This is a genomic window from Facklamia hominis CCUG 36813 (assembly GCF_000301035.1).
GTDB classification, from domain to species: Bacteria; Bacillota; Bacilli; order Lactobacillales; family Aerococcaceae; genus Facklamia; species Facklamia hominis.
This window is the reverse complement of the sequence record NZ_JH932292.1, coordinates 935050-957502: the sequence shown is the minus strand read 5'-3', so window position 1 is coordinate 957502 and position 22453 is coordinate 935050. Positions and strand designations below refer to the sequence as shown.

Sequence of the window (22453 nt, the reverse complement as noted above, 5' to 3'; positions counted from 1 at the left end):
ATGACTTTAGAACAACGATTAAATCAACTCAAAGAAGATCTGAATCGCTATGCCTACCATTATTATGTGTTGGATGAGTCACTAATTTCTGATGCGGAATATGATCAGCTTTATCAAGAACTATTAGCCATCGAAAAAGACCATCCCGAGTGGGTGACCATGGATTCGCCCAGTCAACGAGTAGGAGATCAACTACTGGATGGTTTTCAAAAAGTTGAGCATGCGACTCCCTTATACTCCCTGACGAATGCTTTTAATCGGGAAGATCTAGCATCCTTTATTCAACGGGTGGAAAATCAGACGACAGACTCGGTGACCTATTTATGTGAATGTAAGATTGACGGATTAGCCGTGGCCTTGACTTATGAAAACGGACAATTTGTCCGTGGTGCCAGCCGGGGAGATGGCCAAGTGGGTGAAGATATCACCCAAAACCTGCGCACCATCTCGGCGATTCCTCTCAAATTAAGAAAAGCTGTTTCTGGAGAGTTTCGCGGCGAAGCCTATCTACCTAAAGAACGCTTCCTAGCCTTGAATAAGGAGCGCGAAGAAGCAGGGAAGATTCCCCTAGCTAATCCGCGCAATGCAGCAGCGGGCGCCTTGAGACAGTTGGATCCTAAGGTGGCTAGACACCGTCAGCTTTCGGTTTTTATGTATGGGGTAGCAGATCCTGAAAGTCTGGCTATTCAAACCCAGGCGGGTTTATTTGAGACTTTGGAAGAGTTAGGGCTGCGTAATAACCATTTGCGCCGTGAATGTCATAATTTGGACCAAGTCTGGTCCTATATTCAAGAAATTGGACAAAAGCGCCATGATTTACCCTATGAGATTGATGGGGTGGTAGTCAAAGTGAATCAAATGGCCACCCAGTCTAAATTGGGCTATACGGTAAAAGCACCTCGTTGGGCGATTGCTTATAAGTTTCCAGCAGAAGTGGCTCAAACAACGATCCTAGCGGTTGAATGGACGGTTGGACGAACAGGGGTGGTCACACCTACTGCAGTCATGGAGCCAGTTCAATTAGCAGGGACAACTGTTCAACGTGCCAGCCTTCATAACATCGATTTGATCCAAGCGCTTGATATTCGCTTGAAGGATCAAGTATTGATTCATAAGGCAGGGGATATCATCCCAGAAATATCAAAAGTGCTATTGGATCAGCGACCGAGCGACTCAAAACCTTTAGAGATTCCAAATCACTGTCCAGATTGTCAAAGCTCCTTAGAGCGTCCGGATGGTGAAGTTGCACTAAGATGCATGAATCCGAACTGTCCCGCTCAAGTCTTGGCCTTAGCAACGCATTTTGTTTCCAGACAAGCGATGAATATTGAGGGCCTGGGTGAAAAGGTAGTTGCTGTCCTATTGGAAAAGGGATTGATACATAATGTGGCCGACCTATACTATTTAGATGAAGCTGATTTCTTAACATTGGATAAAGTCAAAGAAAAATCTGCTCAAAATTATACTCGAGCGATTCAAGCTTCTAAGTCAAACTCTTTGGAACGCTTAATCTTTGCTTTAGGTATTCGGCATGTTGGAGCCAAAGTCGCACAAGTATTGGCGCGATCCTTCAAGACAATGGAAGCCTTTATGGCGGCTAGCTTGGAAGAATTAACTAGCATTGAGGGGGTTGGACCAATGATCGCTTCCTCAATCCATCATTATTTTGGACAAGAAGATTCCCAAAAATTACTAGCATCTTTGAAGCAGGCGGGGGTCAATATGACCTATCTAGACCAATCGGCTGAGTTTGCTCAAGTGGACAAAGAATTTTGGCAAGGGAAACGCATTGTCTTAACGGGTTCTTTGAGTTACTATAGTCGAAAGGAAGCCAAAGACTTGATCGAACACTTAGGCGGTCAAGTCACTAGTTCTGTCTCTAAGCAGACAGACTGCGTTATCTATGGGGATTCTCCTGGGTCTAAGTATGATAAGGCCTTGCAATTGGGAGTGGATACTATGGATGAAGCGCACTTTATCGCAAAATTAGCAGAAAGTGGAGTAAACTATGAAGAAGAAAGCCAATAAATATTTGACCTTGTTGGTCCTGGTCTCGCTTTTATCAGGATGTTTGAATAATCTTGATCAGGAAGAAAAAACGAGTGCCAATCAACCCGCTAATAAAGTAACAGCTCAAGTGACTTCCAGTCGTTTGAGCCCGGATCATTACCGCGCTGTCATTACAGATGGCCAGTATCATTTAGGAACGGCCGCTTCAGTGGACTATAATCTCTCTTCAACGGGTAATGCCTTTGCCTTTGAGGATGGGCTCTTAAGATTGTCACAAGAAGTCTTTCCGACGGACCAGTACTATCTTCAAGAGGGGCAGTTAATTGATGCGGACACCCTAACTTCATGGGTTAGTCGTGAATCAGATGAAAATCCGGACGGACTTAATCCTGCAGCTGTTGGACCAGATAAGGAAGAAACCACTACTACTCAAGAATCTCAGGAATCGACCGAGGTTTCGGTTAATGAAGCTGGAGAGGAAGTTATTGTTGATCAGAATGGTAATCCGGTAGAAGCTGGGGAAAAAGAAGCAGGAGCCGTTGATGAAGGATCTCCTCAAGTGGAATCGACGCCCATTTATCTTTCGCAAATTATGGAAAAAAACATTCTGGTTGAGGGAGAGGATGGTTATCAATTGGCCGGTATTGTGCTAGGCCTGTCGATGAATTCAACCTATGAATATACGGATCCAGCCGGTGTAGTCTACAAACAAGAGATCTCCGTAGGAGAAATGCGAGAACGCGGTCGTGCCTATGCTAATATTATTGTGGGTCGTTTGCGGGCAACTGAAGAATTGCGATCGATTCCGATTGTCGTCGGTATTTATCGACAGGCTCCTGCAGACGAGATTGTTGGGGGTACTTATATCTCAGACGGTATATCCCGTGAGGGTAATGCGGTATCCGATTGGAGTGACCGCAATGAGTATCGTCTTTCCCTTCCTTTATTGGACGGTGGGGTTGAAGGAGAGCAGTATGCATACTTTGACAACTTCTCCAAGGGGGTTCGAGATCTTTTCCCTAATTTGAATGGTGTCTCAGCCAAGGTTCTTTATGTTGATGATCAATTAAAAACTTTGGATATCGAGATTGTGACCCAATTCTATCAACAGACCGAGATTGCAGCTTTAACACAGCATGTCTATGACATGGCCCGAAGGTATCTACCGACCGATGTTGAAACTGAGATTAAGATCTCATCCAATGTGGGAACAGAAGCTTATGTTGGCAAAAAGGCCCAGCAGGCAGATTATCAGTCTTATATCTTTAGACAATAATAAGGGAGGAAACGCATGATAACACGTGAAGAATTAGAACATGTGGCTCAATTAGCTAAGTTGAGCTTTGATGAACAAGAACTTGATGAATTGACACCAAGAATGCAAAGTTTGGTGGATATGGTAGAGCACTTGGTTGAAGTAGATACGGAAGCTGTCGAATCGACCTATCATGGCAATCAACGGATGAATGTCTACCGTGAAGATCAGCCGGTCGAAAATGATCATTATCAAGCCTTACTGGATAATGCCCCTACTAGCAAAGACGGGTATATTCAAGTGCCAGCGATTTTAGATGATGGGGAGGGAGCTTAGAATGACGACTTATCCAACAACGATTACAGGATTGAAGGCTGGATTGAAGGCCGGCGATTTTACAGCGGTGGAGCTAATCCAACATACTTATCAAGCGATCGAAGCTAAAGAAGACCAAGTTCAATCCTTTATTAATTATCAAAATCATAAAGAAGCTGCCTTAGAAGCTGCTAAAGCAGCGGATGAGCGTGGTTATGGAGAAGATAGTCCTATCTTAAATGGGATTCCCTTAGCGATTAAGGATAATATTGTAACCCAAGGATTTGCAACGACTGCTGCTTCAAAAATGCTCGAAGATTTTATTCCAACTTACGATGCGCATGTAATTACCAAGCTTAAGGAAGCCGGAGCAATTATTGTGGGTAAGGTGAACCTAGATGAATTTGCGATGGGAGGATCCACGGAGAATTCTTACTTTAAGACCAGTCGTAATCCTTGGGATTTAGAACGTGTACCAGGAGGATCGTCGGGTGGATCTGCTTCCGCGGTTGCTGCTAGACAAGTGCCCGCTTCATTAGGATCGGATACAGGTGGTTCGGTGAGACAACCGGCTGCTTATACAGGGATCGTTGGTATGAAGCCGTCCTATGGTCGCGTTTCTCGTTATGGTCTGATTGCTTTTGCGTCGAGTCTCGACCAAATTGGCCCGATGACTTTGACGGTGGAAGATAATGCCCTTCTATTACAGGTTATTGCGGGACTTGATGCGCATGACTCCACCACCTTAGATGATGACAATTTGGATTTTTCGGCTAAAATTGGTCAATCCATTAAGGGATTGAAGATTGCTTATCCGAAGGAATACTTATCCGATGCGATTCAACCAGAGGTTCGTCAGGCTATGGATAAAGCTGCAGACTACTTTAAGTCACAGGGTGCGATTGTGGAAGAGGTCTCACTGCCTCACTCGCAATATGGTATTAATGCCTATTATATTATCTCTTCAGCGGAAGCCTCATCGAACCTACAACGTTTTGATGGAATTCGCTATGGTTATCGTGCAGAAGATGTTCACAATCTAGAAGATATCTATGTCAAGTCACGTTCTCAAGGCTTTGGGGCGGAAGTTAAACGTCGGATCATGTTGGGGACTTTCTCCTTATCGGCCGGAGCCTATGATGCCTTCTATGGCAAGGCGGCCAAGGTTCGGACTTTAATTCGCCAAGATTTTGAACGCGTCTTTGAAGAGTATGATTTAATCATGGGACCAGTCACCACCTCCACGGCCTATAAGATTGGTGAACGCCAATCGGATCCGTTGGAAATGTATGTGGCAGACTTATTAACGGTTCCGATTAATTTAGCAGGAATTCCAAGTCTAGCGATTCCAGCTGGTTTTGATGAAGGGGGACTCCCAATTGGGATGGCCCTTACCGGACCAAACTTGAGCGAAGCCCTACTCTATCAAGTAGCTTACGCCTTTGAACAAGGGCATGACTATCTTGACCTAGAACCCAAATTATAGGAGGTAACTGATGAACTTTGAAACAGTTATTGGACTCGAAGTCCACGTTGAATTAAAAACTAAGTCCAAAATCTTTTCCTCATCCCCAGTCCTCTTTGGAAGCCAACCCAATGCGAATACGAATGAAAAAGATTGGGGCTATCCGGGAGCCTTACCTACTTTGAATCGTCAAGTGGTGGAATTCGGGATGAAAGCTGCGATGGCGCTTAATTGTGAGGTGGCTGAGTGGATGAAGTTCGATCGAAAGAATTACTTCTATCCAGATAATCCAGCTGCTTATCAAATCTCTCAACTCGATCAACCGATCGGACAACATGGGCACATCGATATTGAAGTAGATGGAGAGAAACGTCGGATTGGTATTGAACGAATTCATTTAGAAGAAGATGCGGGTAAGAATACTCACGCAGATGATGGTTATTCCTATGTTGACTTGAATCGTCAAGGAACGCCATTGATTGAGATTGTCTCAGAAGCAGACATGCGGTCGCCAGAAGAGGCGTATGCCTACTTGGAAGCTCTTAGAGAACGGATCATGTATACTGGAGTCTCAGATGTGAAGATGGAAGAAGGATCTTTGCGCTGTGATGCTAACATCTCTATCCGCCCATATGGTCAGGAAGCCTTTGGAACGAAGACCGAGTTGAAGAACCTGAACTCCTTTAACTATGTTCGTCGAGGGCTTGCCCATGAAGAAGAACGTCAAGCACAAGTCCTTCGTTCTGGTGGGAAGATTCTCCAAGAGACTCGTCGCTTCGATGAGAAGACAGGTAAAACGATCTTGATGCGGGTTAAAGAAGGGGCTGCGGACTATCGTTACTTCCCAGAACCCGATATTCCACCCGTGACCATCTCGCAAGAATGGATGGACCAAGTTCGTGCTTCCATGCCTGAAATGCCGGAAGAGCGTCGTCTACGTTATACCAAGGACTACGATCTGCCAGAGTATGATGCGATGGTCTTGACCCTACAGAAGGATCTATCCGACTTCTTTGATGCGACTGTTGCCGAGGGAGCCGATCCTAAGCAAGCCTCCAACTGGTTAATGGGGGAAGTCTCTGCCTACTTGAATGCTCAACAAGTTAGCTTAAAAGAGACCGGTCTGAACCCTCATAATCTAGCTCAAATGATTCGATTGATCGATAATGGCACTATTTCTTCCAAGATTGCTAAACAGGTCTTTAAGGACTTGGCCCAAAACGGCGGAGACGCGGAAGTGATCGTGGAAGAAAAGGGTCTAGCTCAGATCTCTGACCCATCTGTTCTTAAACCAATGATTGATACGATTATTGAAGGGGATCCAAAGTCTGTGGAAGATTACAAGAATGGTAAGGACCGTGCCTTAGGCTTCTTTGTGGGACAAGTCATGAAGCAAACGCGAGGCAAGGCTAACCCACAGGTCGTTAATCAATTAATTTTAGATAAGTTACAATCCATGTAAGCAATCGCTGAGATTGTATGAAAAGGGGTTACTGATGTTATGGATCAGCAACCCCTTTGTAATATAAGTGTTAAATAAAAGATCTTTACCTTTTCTTTAATAATTGATACCATGATAACTGTCGATGGACAAGATTCTTAGTCAATCTATATATGGAATCAAAGAATTTGAAGATTTAAAGAATTTCTAAAGATTTCTTTAGGAAGTTTAGAAATTTGCTTGACACTTTAAAAAATCTTTGGTACTATACAATTGAGGTTGAGATAAGACCTCTTGATACGTCGAATAATTTAAAATAAAAAGGAGATTTTTACTATGAAAAAATCATTAGTTAAATTAGTAGCAACTTCAGCTGTAGCTTTAACATTAGTTGGATCTGCTTCAGCATTAGCAGCTCCTAAAAATGTTTTGAATGGTGCACCAGTATTCTCTACTAAAGAATCAGCTCAATACTGGATTGATAACAATAAAGCTGCAAACGAAGTTTTAGCTGTTGTTGAAGAAGATGGACAATTCTATGTAGTTGATAATACACCAGCTACAACAGTAGCACCAACAACTGAAGAAAAATCTAAGGAATCTACAACTACTACAACAATTGCTCCTACTAAAGCAGAAGATCCATTTGGAACTGAAGCTAAATTAGATAAGGGTGCTCAAAAGAATGCATTTGAAAATGTTGGTCGTCACTTTAAGACATTAGCAGAAGCTGTTGAAGCTTATCCAAATGCTTTCGTTATGTATGAACCATCAACAAATGATTATGTAGTTTATACAGATGTTCAAGGTCAAAAAACTTTTGTATTTAATTCTTCTGAAGATGCTGTAAATGCTTTCCCAAATAAAAAAGCAATGTACGAAAATGGAAAATACTATGTATTTACCGATCAAGCTCCTCGTCTTCAATATGAATTTAAAACATTAGCAGAAGCAGTTGATGCTTTTGGAGAAGATGCTAACCCAATGTTTAAAGATGGTAAGTATATTGTTTATACAAATAAATTACCAAAATTAACACATGTTTTTGATTCTTATGAAGATGCAATGAAAGCTTTCCCAGGTTCATTCCCTATGTATGAAAATGGAAAATACTATGTATTTACTACTTACGAAAAAATTGCAGGAACTAAAGGATCTGTAGTAGAAAATGTAGAAGGTAAATTACAAGACACTAATCAAAAATTAGAAAAACAAGGTCAAAAAGAAGTAGCAACTGAAACAGAATCTACTAACAAACCAGCTGACAAACCAGCAGCTAAACCAGCTAAGAAAGATGAAAAGAAAGCTGAATTACCTCAAACAGGTGAAGCTTCTACTTTCGCAATCGCTGGAGCAGCAGTATTATCTGCATTAGCAGGATTAGGATTTGTAGCTAAAAAAGAAAACTAATTCGTTTAGTTTATAATATTTAGGATCAAACCTGAAGGTTTGGTCCTTTTTTGTTATTTGAAGATAATTATGTTTTTATGAATAGCTTATAAATAGAGTCGCTGAAAGAAGCATCTTTCTAGCGACTCTTTATTTTTATCGATCAAAGCGAGTGTATGTTATAATAAGATATCTACTTAGGATAAAGGAGTTTTTGTATGCTTACGGTTGCTCATTTTTCGAAGGCGGATTCAGTCAAGGGTCAAGGAGTAGGATCTGCTTATCTCGAATTAATTCGACTCCAGAAGACACGACTTAAGGAACAATTGATGATTCAAATTAATGACTACGCCCCCTCGGATATTTCTCATTACCATACAATTAACCCGCAATATTTTTTGACTAGTTTTTCCAAGAAGCGGGGGGTGAAGGTGGGCTATGTCCATTTTTTGCCGGATACCTTGGCAGGGTCGATTAAGTTGTTGGGGCCTTTACAAAAATTAATGGAGCGATATGTGATCGCCTTTTATAAGCAGATGGATCAGTTGGTTGTAGTCAACCCGAGCTTTATACCAGAGATTGCAGCTTATGGCATTGATCCTAATAAGGTGACTTATATTCCTAATTTTGTCTCTGACCAGGAATTTTTTCCCAAGGATGAAGCAGCTAAGAAAGCTTTCAGATTGGAACAGGATATTGATCAGGACCAATTTGTGGTTCTTGGAGTAGGGCAGATACAAAAGCGCAAGGGGATTGATGACTTTATCCGCTTGGCACAAATGAACCCAGATAAGCTCTTTGTTTGGGTGGGTGGTTTTTCATTTGGGCGGATTACCGATGGCTATGAAGACTACAAAAAAATTTATGATAATCCACCTGCAAACGTGCGATTTACAGGGATTGTGGATCGTCCATTAATGAATGATTGGTATAATTTAGCGGACGTTTTTCTTTTGCCATCTTACAACGAGCTATTTCCGATGTCGATTTTAGAAGCTTTTTCAGCGCATACTCCAGTTTTAGTGCGCGATCTCGATCTTTATCGAGATGTGATTGATGGCTATTATCTGGCAGCCAATGATGTGTCATCTTGGACGGATTGTTTGAATCGTTTGGCGAGTGATACTAGCTTTTATCAGGAACAATTGAACCGTGCCAAGCAAGGAGCGGATTATTACCATCCAGACCGGATAGCTAAGATCTGGTTGGACTACTATCGATCTTTAGTAAAAAATAAATAAGTCAATAACAGCCCTTAAAAATAAGAAGTCTATCTAAACGCTGTCATTTTGAAAGCCTTTTATTAGAAAATCCTTATTTTTAAGGGCTAGTTTATGATTGGAAGAATTTGATATAATGTAAGCGTTAATATTATTGATCTGGGGGTATTGCCAATGAAGAAGGTAGCCATTTCCTTATTTATGACCTTACTAGGAACAGCCTTAGTCGCCTTTTCGATTAATTTCGTTTCCTTGCCAAACGAATTAGGGGATGGGGGAATTACGGGGCTGACTTTATTTTTTCACTATGTATTTAATATGAATATTCCGATTACAGCTTTCATATTGAATGTGATCGTCCTAGTGGTTGGTTGGAAATTGTTGGATACTAAGACGATTCTCTATACCTTAGTTTCCATTGGGGCCTTATCCTTCTTCTTAGCTTATATTAAGCCGCCCGTATTCCTACCAGAGAATAAGCTCATTGCACCAATTGTGACAGGAGTGATTATGGGTTCTGGCTTGGGGATTGTCATTCGCGGAGGTGGTTCGACGGGGGGAACCGATGTCATTGCGCTGATCATCAATAAATATTTTGGGATTTCAGTTTCCAATGCACTCTTGATGTGTGATGGGATCATTGTGTTCTTACTTTTTATTGCGATTGGGATCGAACGTGGAGTCATCACGATTATTGGGATTTTGATTTGTAGTCGTATTTTGAATTTCTGGATTACAGGTTATAATCCAAAACATGCCATTATGATTATCACTGACCATTATGAAGAGGTAGGACAAGCCGTTATGAGTCAAGTGAAGCGTGGTGTGACGATTCTTAATGGTAAGGGCTTCTATTCTAGGAATGATAAGCAAATCCTCTATATCGTTGTTTCGATGCGGCAATTATTTGCGGTTGAAAAAATCATTCACCAAATTGACCCCAAGGCTTTTGTGGCAGTGAATGCTGTTCAACAGGTAGATGGGGAAGGTTTTACTTTTAATCGAGAAGAGAACGATGCCATTATGGAGGCGATGATTAAGGAAGATGCCTAATTGAGCTTTTATGGGTGAATAAAAGACAGGTTTTGAGGATAAAAGATCTTCAAAACCTGTCTTTTTGTCATTGGCTAAGTTGAATGAGACGCAGATCAAGGGGGTCCAATTGAGAGCTGTCTCCATTTTTTAGTGCTTGCTGGACCTGGGGGCTCAATTTTAAGTGAAGTTCTTGTAGGTAACCAGCCTGTTTACACCGTTCGAGTTGCTGAAGGACTTGCTCGGGGCGTAGGTGGCGCTTATGAGCGATCGCCTGGACGGAAAGACCTTGGCCGAGCAGTTGTCCACAAAGGAAGTGACTAGGCATTCGGTCGGGATAGTCTTCCAGGATCATTGGATTAAGAACGACCTTTTGGATGGAGACGGAGTCTGTATCAATGGGAACTTGCTCATTTTGATAATAATGGGTGATTGGAGCTTGATTTTTAAGGAGATTGGCTTGTCGTTGATCTAAGGACAGTCCCTTATCCTGATAATAAGTCTGAATGATATCAAGAAAAGCTTGGCCATATTTATCTGCTTTTACAGGACCAACCCCATTTATCCGTTGAAATTCTTGATCGTTAAGAGGTAATTGGTTGGTCATATCAACCAGACTGGCATTATTGAAAATAATGTAGGCAGGTAGATTCTCTTCCTGTGCTAACTTTAGACGTAAGTCTTTAAGCAGTTGATAGAGATCTGGATAGAGAACAGCGTCCTGGCTAGAAGTGTGATTGTAGCGGAGTCGATTAGATGTGACCATGAGATTCTCACGAATAGCTAGCCGGTCTTTCCCTTGTAATAATCGCAGGGCCTTAGGGCTGATTTCTAATCCATGATGACGGTTGACTAAGAGATAGTTACTGGCGATCACTTGACTAATGAGATGCTTGATTGTAGTCAAGCTCAGGTCTTTTAAGAGACCGTAGGTTGAGAGTTGATCAAAATGATGTTGGCGAATCTTTTGATTTTGGCTCCCTTTGAGGACTTCCGCTAAAAGGGTCATGCCATAAGGGGCCTTCATGCGGATTAGGCAAGACAGAATCATTTGCCCCTCGCGAGTCATGTCTCTTACCTTAAATTCACCCAGACAGTAGGAGCAGTTACCACAGTGATCAGGGGCTTCTTGACCAAAATAGGAAAGCAGATATTGACGTAGGCAGCCAGAATGTCTGGCGTAGCGAATCATCGCTTCCAAACGGTCTTTCGCATATTGGTCTTGGCTTTCTTCAATAAAATATTTGGCGGTTAGGATATCCCGGCTGGCAAAGAAAAGAACCGCTTGAGAGGCTAAGCCATCGCGTCCAGCCCGCCCGATTTCTTGGTAGTAGTTTTCAATATCTTTGGGCATATTATAGTGAACTACCAATCGGACATCGCTTTTATCGATGCCCATACCAAAAGCATTAGTGGCGACCATTATTTGGATGCGATCAAAAAGAAAGTCATCTTGGGCTTTTTGCCGTTCTTGGTGACTCAGTCCAGCGTGATAGCAAGCAGCTTGATAACCGGCCTTTTGTAGGGCTATTCCCAACTGATCGACTCCTTTACGAGAAGAGCAGTAGATGATACAGGGCTCTTTACTCGGTAAGAGATCTTTAAGTGCAGTAAATTTATCGGCTGGTTCTTGGATGGATAACTGAATATTGGGTCGATCGAATGACGAGATAAAGACTAGGGGATCTCTTAAATCGAGCTGTTGACAGATATCTTGGCGTACCAGTTCGGAGGCCGTAGCGGTAAAAGCTGAAAGACTAGGACGATGATCAAGCGCTTGGACAAAGTCCCGAATCTGACGATAGGAAGGCCGAAAATCATGCCCCCATTGAGAAACGCAGTGCGCTTCGTCAACGGCAACCAGCTGGGGTTGAACTTGGTTCATTAAAGCGATAAATCCTGGTTGTAAGAGACGCTCAGGGGCCACATAGAGGAGTTTAACTTGTTTTTGATGAACGGCTGTTAGAATTTCTTGATAGTTATGACTATCTAAGGATGAATTCAGATAGGCGGCTGGTATCTGTTGGGCTCTTAGGGAGTCGACTTGGTCCTTCATGAGTGAGATTAAGGGGGAGATAACGATTGTTAAACCTGGCAACAGGATGGCGGGCAATTGGTAACATAAGGATTTACCGCCTCCTGTAGGTAGAATCGCTAAGGTGTCTTTTTTGTGTAAGATGGCTTGGATAATCGCTTCTTGGGGTTCTCGAAAGGATGAATAACCAAAGTAATGACTTAGAGCTTGGTGAATCTGCATAAATGACCTCCTAATACATTTAGTCTTAGTTTACCATGGATAAGGTAGAAATATTAGATGATTTATGGGAAAGGGCTAACGATTAAGCGCTTGCTTATGGTATAATAAAACTGAAAATACGGGATAGAGGGTGATTTAATGAAATTAATTCTTGTACGTCATGGACAGAGTGAGTGGAATCAGCTTAATCAATTTACAGGTTGGGAAGATGTTGGCTTAACCGAAAAAGGTATTAATGAAGCCAAATCAGCAGGTCATAAACTGAAGGAAGCTGGCATTGATTTTGATTTAGCCTATACATCGCGTTTGAAACGTGCGATTAAGACTTTATATTACATTCTTGATGAAACCGACCGGCTATGGGTAGACGTAACCAAGACTTGGCGGCTAAATGAGCGTCATTATGGAGCTTTACAAGGTTTAAATAAGAAGGAAACGGCAGAAAAATATGGGGATGAACAGGTGCATATCTGGCGTCGTTCCTATGATGTTTGCCCGCCTGCAATGTCTGCGGATCAAGCAGCTAAGTTTTTAGTAGATCCGCGTTATGCGAATTTGGCTAAGGACCGGATTCCATTAACAGAAAATTTAAAAATTACCCTTGAACGAGTGATGCCTTTTTATGAAGATCATATCGTGCCCGCCTTATTGGATGATAAGAATGTTTTGGTGGCGGCTCATGGTAATTCCCTTCGTGCCTTAATTAAAAAAATTGAAGGCATTGCAGATGATGAGATTACTTCCTTAGAGATAGCGACCGGTGTTCCAATTGTGTATGAATTTGATACAGATTTGAAAGTGATCGACAAAAAGATACTGGATGCATAAAGTGTTCACTGATGAGAGTGAATCTCTTATTGGCAAAGAAAATCGCTCGGCGTGATTATATCATGCCGGGCGATTTTTGATTATATCGTCGAATAAATGTTTTATAAGGGGACTTACCAAGGAAAAATAGATGAGATTCGTGGTTGAGACGCGAGAAAGTCTCAAGCTTTTTACTTGGATAACTATTTAGACAAAGAAATTACAGAGAATTTGATTGACAGCTGGAGTGAGTAGAATTACGGTGATGCCGGTTGTAATTAAGGCGACTGAAGACATGGCTCCTTGGACTTGTCCCATTTTGATAGCTTGTGAGGTTCCCATGGCATGGGCGCTAGTTCCTAACATGACGCCTTGGGCCACTTCATGATGGATGCCGCAAAGGGGAATGAGCTTAGGGCCTAGAATGGCTCCTAGGGTTCCTGTCGCAATCACCAAGGCAATCGTAAGCGAGACGATTCCCCCCAGGGAATCGGTGGCGCTAATCGCAATGGCAGTGGTAATCGATTTAGGATAGACTGTGGCGACCATTTGAAGGTTGAATCGTAATAAAAAGGCTAAGGCAATGACCATGGAAGTATGGATTAAGGTGCCACTCAAGCAGCCCATTAGAATGGGAACCAGGTATGTTTTGAGATAGTCAAAATTCTTTTCGAGTCCAATGGCTAAAGCGACAGTTGCCGGGGTGATCAACCAGGAGAAGAGTTGAGCTCCCTGATTGTAGTGGTCGTAAGTGATCCCTGTCGTCATTAAAAGTAGGATAATTCCTCCGATAGAAAAGACTAGCGGATTAAATAGTACAATCGGATATCGCTGATGGAGCCGATCTCCTAATAAAAACATCCCTACCGTAAGTGTGATACCAAATAAGGGGGTATTTAGGAAAGGACTATTCAATAGGGGCGTTAACATAAGGGGCTTCTCCTTTCTGACTTCTGATGATTGACTGTTGAACCATTTTTCCGGTGACAATCATGGTAATGACAGTGGTGACAAGGACTAATAGGATTAATTGCCACCAGATCCTAGCTAATAAGGGAAACTGAGTCATTAAGGCGACTCCTCCTGGGACGAAGAGGATGGCCATATGGTTAGTTAGCCAGGATCCCACTTGCTCTACCTTTTCCATCGAAAGGATTGAATAATGGAGACATAAAAAAAGAAGCACCATGCCGATCACGCTGGCAGGGAGACTGATTAAAGGTCGAATTAATAGCGAGATAATTTCGCCAACAATCGAAAAGAAAAATAACCAAAATAATTGTTTGAATAAATTCACAGTACACACGCCTTTCATAGCTGCTAATATTACACCTTTTTAAAAAAGGGAACAATCCCTATTTTTGATGAGACCGATTTCGTAATAAAAATGTCATAAATAGAGAGTGGGCCAAAAAGCATTTTGGGCTGCCGTAATAAGTGAGCGCGTGAGGGGCTTTAAAAGCACCGGCGAGCGAGCGTATATTGTTCAGGTCCAGCTTTTAGAAGCAAATTTAAAGAAGAGTACGGCTTTGAGGGATCCTAAAAGCTGTACTCTCTTTATTTATTTAAATCGTCCAGAATGCGTTGAGCGACAGGGCGGGGAATGCCTAAGCGTGTGATTTCTTCGAGCGTTGCTTTCTGGATGTTTTTTAAGGATTTAAATTGTTTGAGTAGTTTGGTTCTTGTTTTGGGGCCCACGCCAGGGATTTGATCTAAGCGTGAGGCATATTGAGCCTTGGACCGGACCTGGCGGTGGTAGGAGATCGCATAGCGGTGAACCTCTTCTTGGATTCGTTGCAGAAGATGGAAGGCCTGGCTTCGTTGGTCCATGTCGACAATCTCTTCACGGTAGCCATCTAAGAGCGATGCGGTTCTGTGATGGTCATCTTTAATCATACCAGCTACGGGGATAGCTAGCCCTAATTCATTTTCGATAACATCTCGGGCAGCTCGTACTTGGACAATCCCGCCATCCATCAGGATCAAGTCCGGCAAGGCTTTTTCCTCGCGTAGCAGCCGAGTATAGCGGCGTCTGATGACTTCTTGGGTATTTGCGAACTCATTGGCGCCTTGACTGGCTTTGATCTTAAATTTACGATAGCTCTTTCGATCAGGGACACCATCCTTGTAGACGACCATACCGGAGACGCTAGAGGTTCCTTGAATATTGGAGTGGTCGAAGGATTCAATATGGCTGGCTTGAGGGATGTCTAGATAATTTGCTAATTCTTGACTGGCACCGATTGTTTTTTGATTACGCATTTCGCTGAGTCTAAATGATTCATCTAGGGCTAGCTTGGCGTTCTTCTCACAGAGTTCGAGCATGGCGCGTTTTTTGCCGCGTAAGGGAGTGGATACCGGAATATTGAATAGTTCCGATAGACTGTCTTGATCCACTGTACTTGGCACTAGGATAGCCTTAGGCATGAGTTGATTTTGTTCACTATAAAATCGAGCGATATAAGTCGTGAGTTCTTCTTCGGGTGCTTGCTCACCATAGAGTGGATAGAGTGCGGCCTTGCGTTTTAGAATAGACCCTTGTCGTAAGAGAAAGACTTGAATGGAAAGCCAACCACGATCGTAATAATAATTGAAGACGTCCATGTTATTATAGGATTGACTCATGACCGACTGACGCTCCACAGTGGTCTCAATATAATTAATTAAGTCACGATAAGAAGCGGCTTGTTCAAAGTCTAGTTTCTCTGCAGCTTCTTGCATCCGCTTTTTGAGGTCGTGCTTAATCGTGCCGACCTCACCGTTAAAGAATTGTTTGATGTGGTCAATTTGTTGTTGATACTCTTCCTTTGAGACTGGGTGGTCGCAACAGCCAATGCATTGGCCTAAGTGGTAATAAAAACAAGCACGTTTTTCCTGTTTACTACAGCGTCTTAGGGGATAGACTTTCTGGAGGAGGTGTTGTGTTTGGGTTGCCGCGTAGACATTTGGGAAAGGCCCGAAATAAATCCCTCCATCTTTTAAGACCTGATTCGTGATAATCAATTGTGGGTCCTTTTCATGGGTGATTTTGAGGTAAGGATACATGGTTCCTTCTTTAAGCTTAATATTATACTGTGGCTTATATTGTTGGATGAGGTTAATTTCTAAAATAAGTGCTTCCTTATTAGAATTGGTTACAATAAACTCGAAATGGTGAATATCAGCCACTAGCTTGGTTGTTTTGGTGTCGTGAGCCCCTCTAAAATAGGATCTGACTCGGTTTCGTAGGTTTTTAGCCTTGCCGACATAGATGATTTCGTCTTGGGCATTATGCATCAGATAACATCCTGGAAGGGTGGGCAAGAGTGCCAGCTTGTTTTCTATTTGTGCTCGGATTTGAGCTTTGCTTTCAAAGGATTGATGGGCCATGATAATCCCTCCTTCTTGAATTAGTCATAGGTCCGTCGTTTGGGATAGGCTTGAGACCGGTCCTGAGGTGTTGGAGCGGCTTGTTCGACAAGATAGCGTTGAACAATAAATTGTTTGCGTTGGTTATAGTGCCCATAAATAACGATGATGTCACCAATATGAACCCTTAATATGAAATTAAGAGCCCGGTAAGCAATGAGGCAATTGATGTCTTGATGAACGAGGTCTGTTGGATTAAGTGGATGGTCGATGAGCTTTAATTTAAAGATCACTAAGCTGGGGTCCTGGGCTTGAACAAGCTTATAATTGACGACTTGTCCTTTATATTGAATCTTTTTCTGAGTATCCATGATCACCCCTCCTGACTGAATCATTGTAATTTTTGAGATACTTTCATTATAACAAAACTGTCAAATAAAATATTTTTTAAGCAATAGGATTTCTTGCCTCTTTCTTTGGTGCCTGTGCTATACTAGAGTTACTAAGATAAAGGGAAGTGGAAGTATGAAATTTGCCTCATTTAAGTATGAACGTCCTCAATTAGACCAAGTTAAAGAACAATTCTATCAAGCTATTCATCAAATTAAAGAAGCGACTTCGCTTGAAGCATTGAAGGAAGCGATCCAAGCCGTTCGCCAAATTCAAAATAATTTAGCGACCCAAGGAACACTTTGTTCGATTCGTCATTCAATCGATACCAAGGATGATTTTTATAGTCAGGAGACAGACTTTTGGGATGAACATTATCCATTGATTGCTAATTGGGAAAAAGACTATTATCAAGCTGTTTTAGAAAATGAGCTTAGCCAGTCTTTAAAAGGGGACTTTTTACCTGAGCCCTTCTTTGCGATTGCAGAAAATCAGCTACGGACAAATTCAGAAGCGGTTATTCCTCTTTTACAAGAAGAAAATCGCTTGGTTTCAGAATATGGGAAGCTAAAAGCCTCTGCCGAAATTGAATTTAAAGGTCAAGTCTATAATTTATCCTCAATCGGAGCCTTTACGCAATCGGCTGATCGTTTGGAACGTAAAGAAGCCTTTGAAAAGATATCGGCATGGTATCAAAAACACCAAGACGATTTTGATCGAATTTATGACCAAATGGTCAAAGTTCGTCATGAGATTGCTAAGAAGCTTGGCTTTAAGGATTTTGTGGAATTAGGTTATGCTCGGATGCTACGCCTAGATTATGATCGCCAGGATGTAGAACGTTACCGTCAAGAAGTGATTAAATATGTTGTGCCGCTTGCTGAGAAATTAGTTCAAGCACAAAAGGAACGGTTGAACTTAGATCATTTGGCTTACTATGATTTAGGCCTGATGTTTCCTAAGGGAAATGCCAATCCAAGTGGAACGAGTCAAGAGATTGTCGATAAAGCCCAGACCATGTATCATGAACTCTCTAAAGAAACGGGTGAATATTTTGACTTTATGCGATCGGGTGATCTATTAGACCTTGAAAGTAAGCCGGGTAAGGATACAGGCGGGTATTGTACGCACTTGCCTAATTATAAAGCCCCCTTCATCTTTGCTAACTTTAATGGCACCTCTCACGATGTGGAAGTCTTAACCCATGAGGCAGGGCATGGTTTCCAAGTTTATTCGTCTATGTGGATTGAAACTCCAGAGGTGGTCTGGCCAACCTACGAGACTTGTGAAATTCACTCGATGTCGATGGAATTTTTAACTTGGCCTTGGATGGAAAACTTCTTCCAAGAGTCAACCGCTAAGTTTAAATATCAACATTTAGCGGGTGCTTTGATGTTTATTCCTTATGGCTGCTTAGTGGATCACTTCCAACATGAAGTGTATGAGCATCCAGAATGGACACCACAAGAGCGACGTCAAGCCTTCCGTCGTTTAGAAAAAATCTATAACCCTTGGATTGATTATGAAGGTAATGATTTTTATGAGCAAGGTGGATTGTGGTTTAAACAATTACATATCTTTACCATGCCTTTCTATTATATTGATTATACCTTGGCTCAAGTATGCGCCTTCCAATTCTGGAAGCGAGATCATGTAGACCATGATTCGAAGACTTGGGAAGATTATGTACGCATCTGCCGTCTTGGGGGTACCAAGACCTTTACCCAAGTCGTTGCAGCGGCTAATCTCAAATCGCCTTTTGAGCCTGGGAACCTTGAAGAAACGGTTGCCTCGATCGATCAGTATCTATCTGCTGTCGATCCCCAAGCCTTACTAAAATAAAACTTTATCGAAGGAATAGAAAGGAGTTCCTATGCTGAATTACGCTACGCTTGGAAGTTCGTGGATCACTGAGCAGATGATTCAAGCGGCTACCTATACCCAACAATACCATTTAAAAGCAGTCTATTCCCGACACCTTGATAAAGCCAAACAACTCGCCCAAAAAACGGGAGCTGACTACTATACCGATAATTTTAATAATCTATTATTTGATCCAGAGATCGATCTGGTTTATATTGCTTCTCCTAACTCCCTACATGCCCAACAAGCTCTAGAGATCGTTGAACATAAAAAACATGTGATCGTGGAAAAGCCTCTTTTCGAGACTTCTGCTCAATGGCATCAAGTCTTTGAGGCTGCCGATCGCAATCATGTCTTTGTTTTTGAAGCGGCTTTACACTATCATAGTCGTAATTATGGTCGAATTCGTCCGCTGTTAAAGCAAAAGATAAAGGAATTGGATCAACCCTTAATGGGAGCTAATTTCAATATAGGGCAGTATTCTAGCCGTTATGATACCTATCGAGAGGCAGTGGCTAATGACTGGCCGGTACCTAATGCTTTTTCTTCAGAGTATGCTGGGGGGAGCTTGATGGACCTTGGGACCTATCCCTTGTATATCGCTTTAGACCTTTATGGGATGCCTCAATCCGTTAGCTATCGAGCTCAAAAAGATGATCAGGGAGTAGACTTATCAGGGCATGCATTATTAACCTATCCTCAATTTCAAGTCGGGATTTTTCTATCAAAAACGGTTCATTCCAACTTGTCTTCAGAGATTTATCTTGGGCAAGAGACAGTGGTCATTGAGGATATTTCTCGCCTTACCAAGGTTAAGTTGGTCAATCGATCGGAAGAAAAGGTGCAATTAGTCGATTATATTCCGGCGAATCCTATGTTTGATGAATTATTGAGCTTTGCGGAAATGATCCAAGCTCAGCCGAGCATTCATAATCAAGTACGTTATGAGAATTGGCGGCAACTTTCTTTACAGGTTATCCAGGTGATGGAAGCCTTGAGGCAGTCTGCAAAATAGAAGAAGTTAAGGGCGGTGCTGGAAACACGGCCCTTGTTTTAATTAAAAGAATAAGGAGTTATTATGATTGAAAAATTACCTCTGACGCTGCAAAAGCGTTGGCAAGAAAAAGAATTTCAAGCAGCTAGCCAGGTGCAAGAAGAAGTGATCCCTGAATTATTAGCTAATCATTCGGTATTAGCTATTTCCCCTACTGGAACTGGGAAGACTTTGGCATATCTTTTACCCATATTAAGTTTAACTCAACCGAATCGTCAGCTTCAGTCCCTGGTGTTTGTACCTTCACAGGAATTGGCACGACAGATATATGAGGTGGCACAGGAATGGGGTCAAGGATTGGGTCTTACCATTCAGTGCCTGATTGGAGGAGCTAATAAGAGAAATCAAATACAAGCTTTAAAGGAAAAGCCAGAAGTAATTATTGCCACTCCTGGCCGTTTCGCAGAATTATTAAATGAATCCGCCAAACTCAAGGTCCATCAAGTTCAACGTGTGATCTACGATGAAGCCGACTACCTTTTCCAAGCTGATAGCCAATTGGATCAGGATCTTGCCTTGATTAATCATCGTTTGATGCGAGATGTGGCTAAGTCCTATTTTTCTGCGAGTTATCACCAAGATCTTAAGGATTACCTAGCTGATCAAGCTTTGGATCGACGCTTTGAGTTAACTCAGCCAGTGTCTACCATTCAACATATTTACTTGACTTGCCAAAATCGTCGTAAGGTTGCTATGTTGAAGCATCTAGCTTTTGTTGAAGGGATGCAAGCCATTGTTTTTTTTGATCAGATTAATGATTTAGAGATTGCGGCAGCAAAATTGACCTATGAAGGGATACCTGTTGTGGCTCTTCATAGCCAACTTTCTAAGATAGAACGCCAGCGTGCACTTGAATTATTTAGTCAGGGGCAAGCAATCTATTTATTAACCACTGACTTAGCTGCTAGGGGCATTGATTTGCCGGAGATTCCCTATGTGATTCAGTATGATCGTGTGTCAGAAGCCGATACTTATACCCACCGAGCTGGACGAACCGGACGGATGGGCCGAGCCGGGACGGTTATATCCTTATTGAATCAACAAGAGGCGCTCGACTTAAAACGTATTCTTGATGGGCAGGGGATTGATCTTAACGAACGTTTTCTCTATCAAAGTCAACTTTTGGCTGATAAGCCAGAAAAAAAAGAGGGGTCAGTTGCTAATAAACCAGCTAACAAGTCATCTAAAAAATCATCTAAGCGATCTTCAAAAAAACGAACTTCTAAAAAAAACGGGCAGTCAGTTAAGAAGAAGTCAAATAAAAAACGACACGCCGTGCAAAAGAATAAGGGCAAGCATCGTAATAAGACTTAGTCTGCTGAGGAAAAATCCAAGGGACTATGAGCATATAAGTCGCTTTTTAGAAACTTTTAAGTTACAATAGAGTTACAAAGTGAAAAGAGGAGGAAAAATTATGATTAAATTAATTGTAGGCGGTATTATCGGCTGGTTAGCAGGAATGATTATGGGGCGCGATATCCCAGGCGGCATTATTGGTAATATTGTAGCGGGAATGTTAGGATCATGGATTGGTGATCAATTCTTCCACTTTGGCCCCATCATGGGAGGAATTGCTGTTTTTCCAGCATTATTAGGATCAATAATCTTGATTATTGTGGTCTCGGCGATTATGAAGAACAGCAAAAAAGCCTAATTGAATCAGATTTAGAGGCTGTGACGACTGTGTCACAGTCTTTTTTTATTTAATGAGACTACATTTGGAGTAGGCTGCTAAGTTAATTTAAAGGGATTTCTTAGGGCGCTTTTTATATTGAAGCGGTTCAGTTTTTGCTATACTAGGAGATAAAGGAGGAGTGGAATGCTTGAAAAAATATTTTCATACCGATTAGCTATCAATCCAATTGAGCAGAAAAATGAAAGTCAGACATTGACCCTCATTATTCAGCACTTGTTGGAAGTTGCTCAGTTTCATGATCAACAGATTCAAGAAAAAGGTGGGCTTGATTTATTAGTAGAGGATCAATCTTGGGTGATCACTCAAAATCGTGGGGAATTATTGAAGAGGATGGATTTCAAGCTGCCATCTTTGATAAAGACCTCGATAGTGCAGGCGAACCGTTTTTTTGTGACACGCTACTTTGAATGGATTCAAGAGGAACAAGTATGCATGCAAGCTTTCATTCAATTCGCTATATTAAATCTTAGGAATCGTCAGATGGAACGGGTCCCACATCAAATCATCCAAGAAAATAATTTGCTGGTTGAGGGGGTGACCGCTCGGTTCGAAAAAATTTCTTTCAAAGACGACTGGAAATGTTATAGTCGAGTTGATCAAGCTATTTTAGATTCAGCGATTGATCATAATCAACATGTGAATAATCTGGTATATTTAGAGTGGGTCTGGGAGCGACTGCCAGAATTTATCTTAAAGCACTACACTTTACAATCATTTGCGGTAAAATATCATAAGGAGCTTTATCCAGGAGATGCCGTTCAGCTTGAAAGTTGGATCGATCATCGAATAGAGACATTAGCGATCGATTCGAAGACTTATCAAACAGTGACTTATCATCGGGTTTATCGACAGTCTGAAATCGTCTGTCAAATTAAGCTCAACTGGCAAATAAATCCAGAGATTGTATAGAA

19 protein-coding genes are annotated in these 22453 nt (G+C 41.9%); 14 read left to right on the top strand and 5 right to left on the bottom strand.

Annotated elements, in window-relative coordinates:
• The 8 genes from ligA to HMPREF9706_RS04335 all read left to right on the top strand — a co-directional run bounded on the left by ligA (window position 1) and on the right by HMPREF9706_RS04335 (window position 10148).
• A complete protein-coding gene (gene ligA / locus HMPREF9706_RS04370; RefSeq protein WP_006908178.1) occupies window positions 1-2028 on the top strand; it encodes an NAD-dependent DNA ligase LigA in 2028 nt (675 codons plus the stop codon).
• Window positions 2009-3286: a CamS family sex pheromone protein gene (locus tag HMPREF9706_RS04365; RefSeq protein ID WP_006908177.1), complete on the top strand. Its 1278-nt coding sequence runs from the start codon at window positions 2009-2011 to the stop codon at window positions 3284-3286. Before ligA ends, HMPREF9706_RS04365 begins: the two co-directional genes overlap by 20 nt.
• Window positions 3287-3301: 15 nt before the next feature.
• Window positions 3302-3601 (top strand): Asp-tRNA(Asn)/Glu-tRNA(Gln) amidotransferase subunit GatC, encoded by a 300-nt coding sequence (gatC, locus tag HMPREF9706_RS04360; protein ID WP_006908176.1) that lies wholly within the window; start codon window positions 3302-3304, stop codon window positions 3599-3601.
• A 1-nt stretch (window position 3602) separates the two neighbouring features.
• A complete protein-coding gene (gatA, locus tag HMPREF9706_RS04355) occupies window positions 3603-5066 on the top strand; it encodes an Asp-tRNA(Asn)/Glu-tRNA(Gln) amidotransferase subunit GatA (RefSeq protein ID WP_006908175.1) in 1464 nt (487 codons plus the stop codon).
• 10 nt (window positions 5067-5076) lie between these two features.
• A complete protein-coding gene (gene gatB / locus HMPREF9706_RS04350; protein ID WP_006908174.1) occupies window positions 5077-6507 on the top strand; it encodes an Asp-tRNA(Asn)/Glu-tRNA(Gln) amidotransferase subunit GatB in 1431 nt (476 codons plus the stop codon).
• A 315-nt stretch (window positions 6508-6822) separates the two neighbouring features.
• A complete protein-coding gene (locus HMPREF9706_RS04345; RefSeq protein ID WP_006908173.1) occupies window positions 6823-7896 on the top strand; it encodes an LPXTG cell wall anchor domain-containing protein in 1074 nt (357 codons plus the stop codon).
• A 197-nt stretch (window positions 7897-8093) separates the two neighbouring features.
• Window positions 8094-9116, top strand: coding sequence for a glycosyltransferase family 4 protein (locus tag HMPREF9706_RS04340; RefSeq protein ID WP_006908172.1), 1023 nt, complete (start codon window positions 8094-8096; stop codon window positions 9114-9116).
• Between the two features lie 153 nt (window positions 9117-9269).
• On the top strand, window positions 9270-10148 hold the full coding sequence (locus HMPREF9706_RS04335) for a YitT family protein (RefSeq protein WP_006908171.1): 879 nt from the start codon (window positions 9270-9272) through the stop codon (window positions 10146-10148).
• A 67-nt stretch (window positions 10149-10215) separates the two neighbouring features.
• Here the strand turns inward: HMPREF9706_RS04335 and recQ are convergent, their stop codons facing one another.
• Window positions 10216-12384, bottom strand: a complete 2169-nt coding sequence (gene recQ, locus HMPREF9706_RS04330; RefSeq protein ID WP_006908170.1) for a DNA helicase RecQ — start codon at window positions 12382-12384, stop codon at window positions 10216-10218.
• Between the two features lie 138 nt (window positions 12385-12522).
• Here recQ and gpmA point away from each other — a divergent pair, with 138 nt between their 5' ends.
• Window positions 12523-13212 (top strand): 2,3-diphosphoglycerate-dependent phosphoglycerate mutase, encoded by a 690-nt coding sequence (gpmA, locus tag HMPREF9706_RS04325; RefSeq protein WP_006908169.1) that lies wholly within the window; start codon window positions 12523-12525, stop codon window positions 13210-13212.
• Between the two features lie 186 nt (window positions 13213-13398).
• On the opposite strand, the gene HMPREF9706_RS04320 is transcribed toward gpmA, so the two are convergent.
• The 4 genes from HMPREF9706_RS04320 to HMPREF9706_RS04305 all read right to left on the bottom strand — a co-directional run bounded on the left by HMPREF9706_RS04320 (window position 13399) and on the right by HMPREF9706_RS04305 (window position 16910).
• The gene (locus HMPREF9706_RS04320) at window positions 13399-14121 is read right to left on the bottom strand and encodes an LrgB family protein (protein WP_006908168.1); all 723 of its coding nucleotides are present in this window, start codon (window positions 14119-14121) and stop codon (window positions 13399-13401) included.
• Window positions 14099-14488, bottom strand: coding sequence for a CidA/LrgA family protein (locus HMPREF9706_RS04315; protein WP_006908167.1), 390 nt, complete (start codon window positions 14486-14488; stop codon window positions 14099-14101). Before HMPREF9706_RS04315 ends, HMPREF9706_RS04320 begins: the two co-directional genes overlap by 23 nt.
• A 260-nt stretch (window positions 14489-14748) precedes the next feature.
• Window positions 14749-16560 carry an excinuclease ABC subunit UvrC gene (gene uvrC / locus HMPREF9706_RS04310; protein WP_006908166.1) on the bottom strand — a complete coding sequence of 604 codons (1812 nt, stop codon included), beginning with the start codon at window positions 16558-16560 and terminating at the stop codon, window positions 14749-14751.
• A 20-nt stretch (window positions 16561-16580) separates the two neighbouring features.
• Window positions 16581-16910 (bottom strand): hypothetical protein, encoded by a 330-nt coding sequence (locus tag HMPREF9706_RS04305; protein ID WP_006908165.1) that lies wholly within the window; start codon window positions 16908-16910, stop codon window positions 16581-16583.
• Between the two features lie 154 nt (window positions 16911-17064).
• Between HMPREF9706_RS04305 and HMPREF9706_RS04300 the strand changes: the two genes are divergently transcribed.
• From HMPREF9706_RS04300 to HMPREF9706_RS04280, 5 genes are all read left to right on the top strand, one after another.
• Complete coding sequence (locus tag HMPREF9706_RS04300) at window positions 17065-18771, top strand: M3 family oligoendopeptidase (protein ID WP_006908164.1); 1707 nt, start codon at window positions 17065-17067, stop codon at window positions 18769-18771.
• 31 nt (window positions 18772-18802) lie between these two features.
• Window positions 18803-19807 carry a Gfo/Idh/MocA family oxidoreductase gene (locus tag HMPREF9706_RS04295; protein WP_006908163.1) on the top strand — a complete coding sequence of 335 codons (1005 nt, stop codon included), beginning with the start codon at window positions 18803-18805 and terminating at the stop codon, window positions 19805-19807.
• A gap of 63 nt (window positions 19808-19870) precedes the next feature.
• Entirely contained in the window at window positions 19871-21160 is a 1290-nt protein-coding gene (locus HMPREF9706_RS04290) for a DEAD/DEAH box helicase (RefSeq protein WP_006908162.1), read from the top strand.
• Window positions 21161-21260: 100 nt separating this feature from the next.
• The gene (locus HMPREF9706_RS04285; protein WP_006908161.1) at window positions 21261-21500 is read left to right on the top strand and encodes a GlsB/YeaQ/YmgE family stress response membrane protein; all 240 of its coding nucleotides are present in this window, start codon (window positions 21261-21263) and stop codon (window positions 21498-21500) included.
• Between the two features lie 165 nt (window positions 21501-21665).
• Window positions 21666-22451 carry an acyl-ACP thioesterase domain-containing protein gene (locus HMPREF9706_RS04280; RefSeq protein WP_006908160.1) on the top strand — a complete coding sequence of 262 codons (786 nt, stop codon included), beginning with the start codon at window positions 21666-21668 and terminating at the stop codon, window positions 22449-22451.
• Window positions 22452-22453 lie beyond the last annotated feature (2 nt).

Excerpts from the sequence above, each read along its gene's own strand:
- HMPREF9706_RS04300 (WP_006908164.1), top strand. The coding sequence starts at position 17,065 with ATGAAATTTGCCTCATTTAAGTATGAACGTCCTCAATTAGACCAAGTT.
- uvrC (WP_006908166.1), bottom strand. The coding sequence starts at position 16,560 with ATGGCCCATCAATCCTTTGAAAGCAAAGCTCAAATCCGAGCACAAATA.
- gpmA (WP_006908169.1), top strand. The coding sequence starts at position 12,523 with ATGAAATTAATTCTTGTACGTCATGGACAGAGTGAGTGGAATCAGCTT.
- HMPREF9706_RS04280 (WP_006908160.1), top strand. The coding sequence starts at position 21,666 with ATGCTTGAAAAAATATTTTCATACCGATTAGCTATCAATCCAATTGAG.
- gatA (WP_006908175.1), top strand. The coding sequence starts at position 3,603 with ATGACGACTTATCCAACAACGATTACAGGATTGAAGGCTGGATTGAAG.
- HMPREF9706_RS04305 (WP_006908165.1), bottom strand. The coding sequence starts at position 16,910 with ATGGATACTCAGAAAAAGATTCAATATAAAGGACAAGTCGTCAATTAT.
- HMPREF9706_RS04285 (WP_006908161.1), top strand. The coding sequence starts at position 21,261 with ATGATTAAATTAATTGTAGGCGGTATTATCGGCTGGTTAGCAGGAATG.
- HMPREF9706_RS04335 (WP_006908171.1), top strand. The coding sequence starts at position 9,270 with ATGAAGAAGGTAGCCATTTCCTTATTTATGACCTTACTAGGAACAGCC.
- recQ (WP_006908170.1), bottom strand. The coding sequence starts at position 12,384 with ATGCAGATTCACCAAGCTCTAAGTCATTACTTTGGTTATTCATCCTTT.
- ligA (WP_006908178.1), top strand. The coding sequence starts at position 1 with ATGACTTTAGAACAACGATTAAATCAACTCAAAGAAGATCTGAATCGC.
- HMPREF9706_RS04290 (WP_006908162.1), top strand. The coding sequence starts at position 19,871 with ATGATTGAAAAATTACCTCTGACGCTGCAAAAGCGTTGGCAAGAAAAA.
- HMPREF9706_RS04320 (WP_006908168.1), bottom strand. The coding sequence starts at position 14,121 with ATGTTAACGCCCCTATTGAATAGTCCTTTCCTAAATACCCCCTTATTT.
- HMPREF9706_RS04295 (WP_006908163.1), top strand. The coding sequence starts at position 18,803 with ATGCTGAATTACGCTACGCTTGGAAGTTCGTGGATCACTGAGCAGATG.
- HMPREF9706_RS04340 (WP_006908172.1), top strand. The coding sequence starts at position 8,094 with ATGCTTACGGTTGCTCATTTTTCGAAGGCGGATTCAGTCAAGGGTCAA.
- gatB (WP_006908174.1), top strand. The coding sequence starts at position 5,077 with ATGAACTTTGAAACAGTTATTGGACTCGAAGTCCACGTTGAATTAAAA.
- HMPREF9706_RS04345 (WP_006908173.1), top strand. The coding sequence starts at position 6,823 with ATGAAAAAATCATTAGTTAAATTAGTAGCAACTTCAGCTGTAGCTTTA.
- gatC (WP_006908176.1), top strand. The coding sequence starts at position 3,302 with ATGATAACACGTGAAGAATTAGAACATGTGGCTCAATTAGCTAAGTTG.
- HMPREF9706_RS04365 (WP_006908177.1), top strand. The coding sequence starts at position 2,009 with ATGAAGAAGAAAGCCAATAAATATTTGACCTTGTTGGTCCTGGTCTCG.